The organism is Paenibacillus sp. Negev47, from assembly GCF_058313655.1.
Genome location: NZ_CM177754.1, coordinates 1,114,289 through 1,125,732, shown reverse-complemented (window position 1 = coordinate 1,125,732; position 11,444 = coordinate 1,114,289). Strand labels below are relative to the sequence as shown.

Annotated in this window: 14 protein-coding genes; all 14 read right to left on the bottom strand. The window is 49.9% G+C overall.

Features of this window, described 5'->3' with window-relative positions:
- Nucleotides 1-7: 7 nt before the first annotated feature.
- The 14 genes from AC4G47_RS05175 to modA all read right to left on the bottom strand — a co-directional run bounded on the left by AC4G47_RS05175 (nucleotide 8) and on the right by modA (nucleotide 11,381).
- A complete protein-coding gene (locus AC4G47_RS05175; protein ID WP_491105086.1) occupies nucleotides 8-1,633 on the bottom strand; it encodes a glycosyltransferase in 1,626 nt (541 codons plus the stop codon).
- 67 nt (nucleotides 1,634-1,700) lie between these two features.
- The gene (locus AC4G47_RS05170; protein WP_458123907.1) at nucleotides 1,701-2,840 is read right to left on the bottom strand and encodes a CgeB family protein; all 1,140 of its coding nucleotides are present in this window, start codon (nucleotides 2,838-2,840) and stop codon (nucleotides 1,701-1,703) included.
- Between the two features lie 59 nt (nucleotides 2,841-2,899).
- The gene (locus AC4G47_RS05165) at nucleotides 2,900-3,994 is read right to left on the bottom strand and encodes a CgeB family protein (protein WP_491105085.1); all 1,095 of its coding nucleotides are present in this window, start codon (nucleotides 3,992-3,994) and stop codon (nucleotides 2,900-2,902) included.
- Nucleotides 3,995-4,434: 440 nt separating this feature from the next.
- Nucleotides 4,435-4,776, bottom strand: coding sequence for a hypothetical protein (locus AC4G47_RS05160; protein ID WP_458123909.1), 342 nt, complete (start codon nucleotides 4,774-4,776; stop codon nucleotides 4,435-4,437).
- Between the two features lies 1 nt (nucleotide 4,777).
- Nucleotides 4,778-5,077, bottom strand: a complete 300-nt coding sequence (locus AC4G47_RS05155; RefSeq protein WP_458123910.1) for a hypothetical protein — start codon at nucleotides 5,075-5,077, stop codon at nucleotides 4,778-4,780.
- Nucleotides 5,074-5,415 (bottom strand): alpha-helical endospore appendage domain-containing protein, encoded by a 342-nt coding sequence (locus tag AC4G47_RS05150; protein WP_491105082.1) that lies wholly within the window; start codon nucleotides 5,413-5,415, stop codon nucleotides 5,074-5,076. The genes AC4G47_RS05155 and AC4G47_RS05150 overlap by 4 nt, the downstream gene beginning before the upstream one ends.
- 23 nt (nucleotides 5,416-5,438) lie before the next feature.
- Nucleotides 5,439-5,726, bottom strand: a complete 288-nt coding sequence (locus AC4G47_RS05145) for a hypothetical protein (protein WP_017692509.1) — start codon at nucleotides 5,724-5,726, stop codon at nucleotides 5,439-5,441.
- 121 nt (nucleotides 5,727-5,847) lie between these two features.
- Nucleotides 5,848-6,600, bottom strand: coding sequence for an amino acid ABC transporter ATP-binding protein (locus AC4G47_RS05140; protein WP_491105080.1), 753 nt, complete (start codon nucleotides 6,598-6,600; stop codon nucleotides 5,848-5,850).
- Nucleotides 6,597-7,307, bottom strand: coding sequence for an amino acid ABC transporter permease (locus AC4G47_RS05135; RefSeq protein ID WP_491105078.1), 711 nt, complete (start codon nucleotides 7,305-7,307; stop codon nucleotides 6,597-6,599). Before AC4G47_RS05135 ends, AC4G47_RS05140 begins: the two co-directional genes overlap by 4 nt.
- A 4-nt stretch (nucleotides 7,308-7,311) precedes the next feature.
- Nucleotides 7,312-8,055: an amino acid ABC transporter permease gene (locus AC4G47_RS05130; protein WP_491105076.1), complete on the bottom strand. Its 744-nt coding sequence runs from the start codon at nucleotides 8,053-8,055 to the stop codon at nucleotides 7,312-7,314.
- 23 nt (nucleotides 8,056-8,078) lie between these two features.
- Nucleotides 8,079-8,900, bottom strand: coding sequence for a transporter substrate-binding domain-containing protein (locus tag AC4G47_RS05125; protein WP_491106649.1), 822 nt, complete (start codon nucleotides 8,898-8,900; stop codon nucleotides 8,079-8,081).
- 319 nt (nucleotides 8,901-9,219) lie between these two features.
- Nucleotides 9,220-9,552, bottom strand: coding sequence for a hypothetical protein (locus AC4G47_RS05120; protein ID WP_145325187.1), 333 nt, complete (start codon nucleotides 9,550-9,552; stop codon nucleotides 9,220-9,222).
- A 273-nt stretch (nucleotides 9,553-9,825) separates the two neighbouring features.
- Complete coding sequence (modB, locus tag AC4G47_RS05115) at nucleotides 9,826-10,512, bottom strand: molybdate ABC transporter permease subunit (protein ID WP_491105075.1); 687 nt, start codon at nucleotides 10,510-10,512, stop codon at nucleotides 9,826-9,828.
- A complete protein-coding gene (modA, locus tag AC4G47_RS05110) occupies nucleotides 10,509-11,381 on the bottom strand; it encodes a molybdate ABC transporter substrate-binding protein (protein WP_491105073.1) in 873 nt (290 codons plus the stop codon). Before modA ends, modB begins: the two co-directional genes overlap by 4 nt.
- Nucleotides 11,382-11,444: the final 63 nt, after the last annotated feature.

Here is an 11,444-nt window from a genome sequence, read left to right as displayed (position 1 = left end):
CCTGCCTTCATCTTGTATTGGAACCTTTGCGCCCTACTCGGCTACGTCCCGCCTTGGCAGATTTGCGTCTGCGACTAGCCGATTTTCCAGTATGCGGACGCAGTCCCTTCGTTTTCCGGGGTTTGCCCTTGCGTTTGCCAGTTCCCGAAGTTCGTCTCAGCCCCTCACGATCTCGGCGAGAATGAGGTGCAAGTGACTTGCGACGACGTTTTCCCGCTCTGCCACCCTGTTGAATGACCTTTGCAGCGGAGCGAGCAGCTGAGGCACTCTGAGCATCATGACCCAATGCGATCGGAGGTAATGAGGAAAGTGGCAACGCCTGGATGACGGTCAGTGGGAATAACAGTGTCCGAACCGTAGCCGGCTCCAGAACCAGTACCGTGCGTAATCCGCCCTCCCCCCATGTGTACACAGGTCCAATCGGAGGCTGGATATAAGCAAACCATCCGGGAAAACGTAACAACCACTGTGTCACCATCGTATGCAATTTCGTTCGGTAGGTTTCAATCCCGTAGAGCCTTTCCGCTTCTGTCCGATTGCGCCACCCCGTATCGGAGGCCAGCTCTGAATCATTCAGCAAGGTTGTTGCCAGTGCAACAAGCGCTTCGGTATCCCCCGGCGGGGCCAGAAATGCATCACTTCCTACGGATTCCATCAATTCCTTCAGCCCACCTTGGGCAAAGGCAATGACCGGTTTGGCAAAGTAGAGCCCCTCCAGAGCGGTCATCCCAAATCCTTCTTTGACCATGCTCGGAATAACCACAATATCCATGGCGGTATACGCCAGAGATACGTTCTCTTCGAACGTGGTGAAAGTAAATCGGCGCGAATAGCCGGATTTCTTCACCCGTGATACACACTCGTCGTAATACTTTTTATCCGAGGGTGCACCGATGATCCAGAAACGACAACGCGAATGCGTCTCACAGATCTTCAAGGCCATATCCACAAAAGGTTTCAACCCTTTGGCATCATATATAAAGGAAGAAATATAACCGATACAGGTCTGCGATGACTTGAAGCCGAGTTCCTTGCGCTTGCGCTCACGCAGATGGACCCAGCGGTCCGGGGCTGGCAGCGCGGGTTCCCAGGTAGGAGAAATGATGGTCAGTTTGTCACCCATGCCAGCTTCTTGAAATGGGGCTACCGCTGTCTCGGATATACCGATAATCCAGTCTGCGTAACGGCCAATCATCTGGATCGCCTCGGTTGTATGCTCATTTGAGTGAATGATCTCGGTTATCTTCCAGACGACCGGAATCTGAAGCGACTTAGCCGCTACAGCCGGCATCACATTGACGCAGGTGTTCGTTAACACCATATCAGGAGCGGTTTCCCGAATCAGGGAGACCGCCTCCTGAAACGCGGGTGTATGGCGAAGATGCTCCGCATCGTCTGCAATGCCCCGGTAAGGTGTGTACACACCGTGAAGCATCGGCAGATTGCATATTTTGACCTGAATGCCGAATCTTCGTGCAAGCCCCGCAAGCTTTCCCTCCTGCGGAGCTACGAGCACACAATCAAAGATCGAATCAATCTCCCTCATAAAATGAAGCAGCAGCTTCTCTGCGCCCGTAATGCTGCGGGTGTTGCACACATGGGAAAACAACATCAGCTTTGGTTTCGTTGCCATGGCCGCACGGACCCTGTATGCGGACATCCCGATACAGGGTACTGTGCACACCTCCTCCCGGCCAAAATTAAGGGAATATAATGGTTAACATTTCATTAATCCGTTTGCCATACGTGTGGTCTTTCAGTGTACGCTCGAGTCCACGAAGGGCAATCTCACGGCGTTCCTTCTCATGAGTAAGATAATATTCCACCTTGTCGAGCAGCTCCTGCGGGGAGGAATATGTCTCGATCTCCACACCCGGTTTGTAGAAACGCGCAATGTCATCCCGTGTATCGGTCAGCTGTAGCGTCGTGGACGCGGCAATTTCAAACGTTCTCGGGTTCGGTGAGGCTGGCGGGATTTTGAGGTGATTGTTATTGACGGAATCATCTTCGTGGGATCGATGCAGGTTAATGACAATTTTGGTGCCATTGTACACATCATTGGTCTCCTGCGGACTCATCCAGCGGCCGAGTTCAATCTTCTCGCCATAGGCGGTATAGTCGGGCAGACGGTCCCACCAGATGCCGTTAAATACCGTATTATGTGACATAAGCTGAGCCATGATCGGGTTGAAGAAGTACACCCGGTTCCAGTAGGCGGAGCCGATAAAGCTGACATCCCGTTTCAGCGGGGAAGGAGTTGTAATCGGGAAGTAATGATTGGTGAAAGCGGCAAATGGGAGGTAGTGAACCGACGCGCAGCCGGTCTGTCGATACAGATCGATACAGTTCAATTCCAGTGTGAAGATATGGTCAAAATGGGTCACGATCTCCAGTGTCATATCCGTATAGTACGGATCATCCGTGAGCCAGATCGCTGTCTGAATGCCCGCTTGGCGAATTGCATCGATATGCTCGATGGGAATATCCATTCCGTCCAGCACAAGCACCAGATCAGGGCGCGTCTGCAGTGCAATTTCGGAAACCGGTTGACGCGGATCAGAGAGGGTTACCTGAGCTACCATACCCTGAAGTGTGGCCATAATAGCCTCATCCAGCGGGGAGTACGGGAATCCTTTACCCGAAGATACATACAGCACATGCAGCTGCCGGAAAGGCAATGGTTCCTGTGCACAATTCACAATATAGTTGGCGCGACCGCGCAAATATCCTTCTTCCTTACCCGCATCATATCCGGCATGTTGCCCATTTTTGCGTGCTTGATCTGCCAGGCTGAGTACGGGTGCATGAACCTTTTTGGTTTTACGGTGTTTGAGAGACATACCGCCACTCCTTTATTTTTGGGATAGGGTTCTCGTTGGTGCTGTACTTCATATGGGGATTACAGATGTTCCAGCAACTGAGCAATGCGACGCGTGAACGTGTGCTGATTCATCGTAGTGAGAAGTCCACGCCATGCCATCGCCTGACGCTCCTCTTCATGTTTCAGATAATAGTGGATCTTGTGCTGAAGCTCTGCCGCATTGCTGAACGTCTCGATGTCATAGCCCGGCTGATAATAACGGGGCAGGTCTCCGCGTGCATCCGTAATCTGCATCGTGCCGCAGGCACTGATCTCATACGTCCGTGGATTAATGGATCGGCCTTCCAGATGATGCGTATTGCGGTTGTCTTCCCCATTCTCGCAAGTCCGGTGAATGTTAATGACAATCTTGGCGCCATTGTAATAATCCACTGTCGCTCCGGGATCAATCCATCCTTCGTGGATGAATCGGCCAAGGATATCAAAGCGTGCCAGCCGGTTCCACTGGCTACCCGCGATGAACACTTTTTTGTCTGCGAGAAAAGGGGCCAGCTCATCGAACAAGGCAATCCGGTTCCAGAACCCTGTACCGATAAAACAAATGTCGTACTGATGCTGCGGTGCCGTGCGCCGCGGTTGAAACATGCCCGGATTCACAGCCAGTGGCATATAGACGACCCGGCCTGCTCCATGTCCCAGATAGAATGGCACAGCGGCCTCTTCATGTGTGAACACAACATCATAGTGCTGACAGAGGGTCGCTGTATCTTCGGTGAAATACGGATCATCCACAAACCACACGGCTGTTCGAATACCGAGTGCACGTATGCTATTCACCTGCTCCAGATGATCTGCGGGGAATACATGCAGACCATTCATGACGAGCACTACATCCGGCCGATGCTGACTGGCTTCCTGCAACATCGTTGCTGGCGATCCAACAACACATTCACGTACAGACTGCTGCAGGGCCAGGGTGACACCTTCATCGATGGCATCGAATCCTTGCGGAATATACAGCACCTTCATGTCATGCAGCGTTGGTTCAAACATCTGCACCCGCTCCATCATGGCCTGACAGCCGCCAAATCTGCGGCCTTCTGCGTATCCGCCGCGGTAAGCTGTTTTCGCCTCGGTCAGCGGACGGTGTCTTCGTTTTGCCACATTCTTCACCCTGTCTTCCTTCAGGAGATCTCACTTCCAGACTCTCCCCGTGATTGGTCTTCCCTCTAAAGGATATGCCTCGGGGTCAGATGCATCATGGACGGGTGTCCTGCAAGGCGCAAAATTGGCGCTTGCCCTCCACATCCGCCTGTACGGGCATGTCCGCTTCTGCGGCGATGCAAATAACCCGGAGGGATCTGTCCCCCCGGGCTATCGTCTACTGTTAAAGGTTGTTCAAAAAGTCCGCTTTTGATTACGGAGGATGCCTAGCGGCATCATCAGCATCGAATATGGAATTCAGCCGAAATGTCCGTTGCTCACGTAGTTTTCCCTACGCTCCGCTACTCCATTTCTAGCTTCATCCCATCTTCTCGGTACTGAAAACCGGTCTTTTTGAACTGGCACTGTTACAGATATCATTCCATGCAGGAATAATCGTGTCTACTCGGTTACTGTGCTTTGTACGCCAGCTGATGTCCGTCCTCGAATCCCTTGGCGAAACCCGCGTTGAATCCCTCGTTGTACGCCTCGTTGTATCCCTGGCTGTACGCAGTGTCCGGGTTCGGATCGGTAGGGGTAGCCGGGACGAATGGTTGCACGGGCTTCGGACTCCGGTGCCGCCGCACCGTACGTTTCTTTTTTTTGAGCCACGCACTGCGTCCTTTAATCGGGCGTTTGTGAAGGACACGTTTCGCTTTGAGCGCACGCAGCTTGCGGATTTTGCGCAGACGGGCTCCACGGGCTACCAAAGCTCTTTTGGTTCTCAGTCGTATTTTCTTCTTCTTTAACATGTCAACATTCCTCCTGTATGTCCCGAACGATACGAATCGCACACCCGGGGTCTTTGAGCCAAGGCAAGCCAGGCTCCCCATGCTGAATTCGGGCCAGCCTGATGCCCGTAACCATACGAGACATCTCTTCCTGATAGCGACTCAGCAGACGAATGTTCTCGGCCAGACTGCGGGCGGATACTTCCGAATGAGCGGTCACGCTGGCTACACTGTCCAGAATGCGTGCCAACGCCTCCTGACTGTGTGCTATGGATTCAATGAGAGCCAGTTTCGCTTCCTGCTCGCGCCGCATCAGACTCATTTTCCCAAGTCTCCCAGATCCATGCCGCCAAACATGCCACCGTCCATACCGCTGCCATCTTCGCTATCGCTCTGCACCATCACCGCTTTGAGATTGTTACACAGTCCGGTTTCCATCCGGGTCAGTCCTTCCAGCAATTCCACCAGCTGATCATGCATTTTGAGTGGCTCACCTACCTGATCCCCATGCGTCAGAAAGGTATCCCCATTCAGATGATTCAGCGTCCAGTTCCGTACCTTCTCGGCCTCAACCGCTTTTGCCTCCAGAATCAGGGCAATATTCCACTGCATCTTGGCTGCTGCATCCAGCATCAGAATGAGGCTCTGTTCTCTGCTCATGCTCCTTCACCCGCCTTCCGGGCTTATTCTTCTTCTTGAACCGCGATCTCCCGCATGACCTGGGTCAGCGTTTCGGCGACAGCCTCTTCCAGATCTGCAAGGCCTCCCAAGTAAGAAATAATGCTTTTGTTGATTTGCCCCGAGCTATCCAGCAGACCGTCAACGCCATCCAGCTCCGGTTCGATATCTGGCAAATGATTAATGATTTCAGACATGCGTACAGCGACTTGGCGTTTGGCATCCAGCACTCGTGCGATCTGCTGGTGAGAATGTGCAATATGTGTGATGATTTCATCAATTTTGCTCTGCATGGTCCTCCTCCTTACCGTCACGGCCTGCTTCACCCAAAGAAAAACCCGGCCTATCAGCATTTGCCTGTTACAGCATATGCCGGGCCGGGATCGTCAGTTACTACAGCTTGCGCCTATATCGTCAAATGACGTAACTCCAGTCGGAAGAATATCGACTGAGGAATTGGCGAGTACGCTCCTGCTTGGGACGCACAAATACTTCTTCCGGTGTTCCTTCCTCTACAACGGAACCTCCGTCCATGAAAACAACACGATTCGCCACTTCACGGGCAAACCCCATTTCATGGGTCACCACAATCATGGTAATCCCCTCCTGAGCAATGGAGCGGATGACAGACAATACCTCACCCACAAGCTCGGGGTCCAGCGCCGAGGTCGGTTCATCAAACAGAATGACTTCGGGATTCAGTGCCAGTGCTCTGGCAATACCCACCCGTTGCTGTTGTCCACCGGACAACATACTCGGATACTCATTGATTTTGGCAGATAGTCCAACTTGTTCAAGCACACGCAAGGCACGAGCGCGAGCGTCGGGTTTGGACATTTTCTGGGCAATAATCAATCCCTCGGTGACGTTATCCAGCACAGTCTTGTGTTTGAACAGATTATAATGCTGGAAGACCATCGCCGTTTTACGTCTCAACTGTACAATGTCATGTTTGCGCGCATGCTTGCAATCGACGGTCAATCCACTGATCTGAACCTCGCCCTCATCGGGACGTTCCAGAAAATTAACACAGCGGAGCAATGTCGTTTTGCCTGAACCGCTCGGTCCAAGGATCGCTACAACATCGCCTTGCTCCACGGTCAGATCAATCCCCTTCAATACTTCCTGTTTGCCAAATGTTTTGTGTATGTTCGTTAATGTAATCATGACACGCCTCCTTTGCTGTACACGGCAACCCGACGCTCAAGCAAAGCCGTGATCCGCTCGGCTATGATGGTCAGCCCCCAGTAGATGAACGCTGCGGCGATAAAGGCCTCCAGAAATTTCAGACTGACGGATGCCACCACGTCTGCTTTACCGAGTATGTCCATCTGCGACACAGTAAAAGCGAGTGTTGATCCATGCAGGAACCCGACAAACATGCTGCACAGATTGGGTAACACCGCCCCAAGCGCTTGAGGTATAATGATGCGCCTTAAAGCTTGGAATGTACTCATGCCTACAGCGTGAGCGGCTTCCATCTGTCCGATATCTACCGCAAGGATGCCCGAACGGATAATCTCGGACATATAGGCGCCCGCAGTGAGCGAGAAGGCAATCAGCACAAATACGAGAATCGGGATCGAAGATGATTGGAAAGCCCAGCCATAACGTTCAGCCAATTGATCGATAATCATCGGAATACCGTAATATATGAGGAATAGATGCATCAGCATCGGCGTCCCACGCAGGAAAGAAACGTAGAATTCAGCAATGCGGTGTATCCACCGCACGCGATAGATACGGATTAGAGCCGTAGCCAGACCTATCCCGAAGCCTGTAATCAACGGAACAATCGTAATGACGAGTGTCAGTGGCAATGCCTTCAGGATTTGAAAAAAGGATGTATAGATAAACTGGAGATCAATCGACATATGCTCACCCCGCTATTCGTTTCAGGCGTTCGGCTCGAACTGCCGACTTGTGTACGACTCTTTTGCGTTCATGACGCTGAAGTCTGCGTTCTGCAACGGCGAACCCTTTTTCAAGTACAATGACAATGACATAATAGACTACGGACAGACTGATATACACTTCAAGCGCATGCGATGTAGCCGAGATTAGCGTCTGCCCTCTGCCCACCATATCCATGACACCGATGGAGAACGCCAGTGACGTATCCTTCAATGAACCGATTAACGTATTAGCCATGTTCGGAAAAGCAACAATCAGTGCCTGCGGAACAACAATCCGCCGAAACGACTGGAATGTCGTCATGCCCGCAGCGTAGGCTGCTTCCGTCTGACCTTTGTCCACACTGCGTACTGCTCCACGGAAGATCTCGGCAAAGGAGGCCGCATCACTAAGCGCATAGGTCACAATGACAAATAGCAACGGGTCGGTTCTCGACAGGTCGATGCCAATTGGTTTCAGCAGTTCGGGAAGTCCGTAGTACACCAGAAATAACTTGATCAAGATCGGTGTGCCACGCATGAATGAGACGTACAGGGTAGCCAGCTGGCTTAGTACCGGAATCCGGTACAGCCGGGGAACGGCCAGAAGCACGCCGCCCACCAGTCCGAGCACAATGGAACCACCCAGTACAATCAGTGTTATATGCAAATACCGTAGCAGTTCCGGGATGAAATCCAGAACCAATGACAGATCAAATGATTTTCCCATTACCGCTGCACACCTTTCTCCGACTACTCTTCAATCGTATAGTCAGCTCCAAGCCACTCTGTGCTCAGTTTGCCTAGTGTTCCATCTTCTTTGATCGCTTTGAGCGCTTCATCCACTTTGGTTTTGAGCTCCTGCTCATCTTTGTTCAGAATGAAATAGACTTTGGAGTTGGAGAGGGCATCTCCTACCGTTTTCAACTGTGCATCCACCGCCTTATTCTGATAATCAATGGCAAATGGGGTGCTGATCGTTGCATCCACCCGGCCTGTTTTGATCTGGGTAATGGTATCCTCACCTGCTCCGGAATAGACGATATCAATCCCGTTACCGTTCGCTGCATTCCATTTCTCAGCAAGTACAGCTGCATTACTCGTCGCGCCAACAATCAGTTTTTTACCCTTCAGATCCTCAATCGATTGTACTGCCTCATTTTTCTGACTTACGACAATTTTATTAGGAAAAATATTATAGGCTTCATCATTAAACAGGAATTTGGCCTGTCTCTCTTCATTCACTTCCATCTGGTGAGCGATCAGGTCAATTTTTTTTGTTTCCAGACTCAGCAACAGGTTTTTGAAATCCATGGTGCTGAATTCAAATTCGTACTCAGGCAAGCGTTTGTCAATCTCACGGATCAGTTCCACATCATAACCTGTTAACTTGCCATTCTCATCAATGAAGCAGACATTCGGAAACTGTGTACCTGTTCCTACAATGATCTTTTTCACTTTGGTGTCGCCTGCTGCCGAAGCAGATTCTGACTCATTGCTTGCAGTTCCTGTACTGCATCCAGCCAGTACCGCTAACATTGTAATGAACAGCAGTGCTGTCCGGAATTTTTGAATCCCCCGTTTTTTAACCATTCCCAATCTCCTCCACAGGCTGTTATCACAGCGAATATGATGTGTGCTCCCTATCCTCTAATTTCTTAACAAACCATTCTTACTTGTATACTTGGAATTAGGTTGAAAAAAGAATATCATCACCAGTCATACTTGGGCAATATCTAAACTAATAGGACATCCTGATAAGATTATAGAACTTCTCTATAGTACACAAAAAAGCCATCCCCAATATTGAATTGATGGATGACTTTTTCAGGTGCGAATCTCTTGGATCATACTATTTTGGTGTTACACCATTTTGATGTTTTACACGATTCATCTATCTGCGACTCGCCCATTTAATTTTACGTGCGACTTCCAATCGCTGTAATTGCAAGAGCCCGATGCGTTCCTCGAATTTCTTGCGTTCATCCATGGAATGAGCGGCATGAATCTGATGGCAAAGACCTGTCAGTTTGCTGTTGATATAATCAAACCGTGTCCATAATTCTTCTTCAGGTGTGCGCTGCTGCTCCGTCGCCGTCTGAAATATTTTGAGTTGGTGGATAAGGGATTGCTGCCATTCCTGATCTTGAACTTGGATGGCAAAATGCAAAAGATCCAGATAGTCATCGATTTGCAACGAAACGCCGCAATCAGGTTTAGTGTTCATCGTCGTCTCTCCTTATTTCAGTACTTGGCTGGAATCAGTTACTTCTATCTTACAGGAACAAGCCCCCTGAAAGCGAGTGGAGAACGGTTAAATTTCGGAAAAAAATTTATTTTTTTATGTTAAATTAGCTTTACATTTCCATTAGGGCCAATTCGGTTAACGGTTTGATATTGATGCATATGAAATTGGTAATAAAAACCCGAGTGAAGGAAGAAACACTTTCCTTAACACGGGTTTTTCGTCATGTTTTATATAATATGGACGCATATAAAATCAGTCATTTTTTCCATCTCGCTGCTGTCTGGTCATCAGTAACATGATAAACGAGATGAGGATAATGGAAATGGTCCACGCCCAGGCCATGGTCTGATTGCCCGAATCCACAGCGACATAGATCGCCGTCGGTACCGTTTGCGTTTTGCCTGGAATATTACCTGCAATCATCAATGTCGCTCCGAATTCCCCGAGTGCACGGGCGAAGCCCAGAATGAAGGCGGTCATCAATGCTCTGCCTGCGAGCGGCAGGGAAATGTAACGAAATACCTGCCATTCATTCGCCCCAATCGAACGCCCCGCATCTTCCAGATCACGATCCACAGCACTGAATCCCGATTTCATCGTCTGATACACCAACGGGAAAGCAACCACCACCGAGGCAATCACCGCAGCCCACCAGGAGAAAATAACCGGAGCAGAGAATATCGCTTCAATCCATTGTCCTAACAGACTTTTACGTCCCAGTATGACAAGCAACAGAAATCCGACCACCGTCGGGGGAAGAACTAGTGGCAGCATAAATGCTGTTTCCAGCAGAATCTTTCCCCGAAATGAAGTGCGTGACATCTTCCAGGCTATAGCGATGCCAAGTATGGCAGCCACCACACTGGATAACAGCGCAACCTGAAGTGACAAACGCACCGGTGACCAGAATACGGACCAGTCTATTGCGTTCACATTCATTCCGGAATGGAGAATCCGTATTTTGTGAAGATATCAAGTACTTCAGGGGTTTGCAAATACGCATAGAATTGATCGGCTTCCGTACGATGTTTCGTTCCTTCAATAATACCTACCGGATAATTGGCGGGTGTGTAGTTATTCTTGTCTACCTCAAACGCAATGTTCACCTGATCCGAAGTAAGAGCATCTGTTTTGTATACGAATCCTGCATCTGCATTGCCTGTCTCTACATATTGAAGAACCTGCCTAACGTCTTTTCCCTGCACAAGCTTGCTTTCCAGTTCATCCCACAGCTTGGCATTCGTCAGAGCTTCCTTGGCATAGGTTCCCGCAGGCACACTTTCCGGAATTCCAATCGCTACCGTCTTAATGAAATCGCTGGTGAGATCCGCTTCGCTGGTTACAGTATGGGTTCCATCTGCTGGCACTATAGCCACCAGTGAATTCTGTAGCAAATTCTTCTGATCGCCCGATGCAATCAAGTTCTCATCCACCAGCGCACTCATGTTCTTCGTTGCCGCCGACACAAAGATATCAGCCGGTGCCCCCTGTTCAATCTGCTGTTGCAAGGCACCTGATGCGCCAAAGTTGAAATTCAGTTCTATATTGGGATTCGCTGTTTCAAAGTTCATTTCTATTTCCTTCATGGCATCCGTGAGACTGGCAGCCGCAGAGATCGTCAGATCTACCGTTTCCTGTGGATCGGTATTTCCTGCTGATGTACTCTCACCTGATGCCGCTGGCGCTGAAGTCGTTTGTTCTGCACCCGTGGATGTATCCGTAGTCCCCGTGTTTGCGCCACAACCAGCCAATATAAGAGCCAGTCCGAGTGACAGACTTCCCAAAACATATCCGATCCTCTTGCTCATACATTTATCCCCCAATATTATGTTTGGTTATAACTAGATATAATTGATTATAACTAATTATAC

Excerpts from the sequence above, each read along its gene's own strand:
- AC4G47_RS05175 (WP_491105086.1), bottom strand. The coding sequence starts at position 1,633 with ATGGCAACGAAACCAAAGCTGATGTTGTTTTCCCATGTGTGCAACACC.
- AC4G47_RS05155 (WP_458123910.1), bottom strand. The coding sequence starts at position 5,077 with ATGAGTCTGATGCGGCGCGAGCAGGAAGCGAAACTGGCTCTCATTGAA.
- AC4G47_RS05140 (WP_491105080.1), bottom strand. The coding sequence starts at position 6,600 with ATGATTACATTAACGAACATACACAAAACATTTGGCAAACAGGAAGTA.
- AC4G47_RS05170 (WP_458123907.1), bottom strand. The coding sequence starts at position 2,840 with ATGTCTCTCAAACACCGTAAAACCAAAAAGGTTCATGCACCCGTACTC.
- AC4G47_RS05145 (WP_017692509.1), bottom strand. The coding sequence starts at position 5,726 with ATGCAGAGCAAAATTGATGAAATCATCACACATATTGCACATTCTCAC.
- AC4G47_RS05135 (WP_491105078.1), bottom strand. The coding sequence starts at position 7,307 with ATGTCGATTGATCTCCAGTTTATCTATACATCCTTTTTTCAAATCCTG.
- AC4G47_RS05120 (WP_145325187.1), bottom strand. The coding sequence starts at position 9,552 with ATGAACACTAAACCTGATTGCGGCGTTTCGTTGCAAATCGATGACTAT.
- AC4G47_RS05150 (WP_491105082.1), bottom strand. The coding sequence starts at position 5,415 with ATGAGCAGAGAACAGAGCCTCATTCTGATGCTGGATGCAGCAGCCAAG.
- modA (WP_491105073.1), bottom strand. The coding sequence starts at position 11,381 with ATGAGCAAGAGGATCGGATATGTTTTGGGAAGTCTGTCACTCGGACTG.
- AC4G47_RS05160 (WP_458123909.1), bottom strand. The coding sequence starts at position 4,776 with ATGTTAAAGAAGAAGAAAATACGACTGAGAACCAAAAGAGCTTTGGTA.
- AC4G47_RS05130 (WP_491105076.1), bottom strand. The coding sequence starts at position 8,055 with ATGGGAAAATCATTTGATCTGTCATTGGTTCTGGATTTCATCCCGGAA.
- modB (WP_491105075.1), bottom strand. The coding sequence starts at position 10,512 with ATGAATGTGAACGCAATAGACTGGTCCGTATTCTGGTCACCGGTGCGT.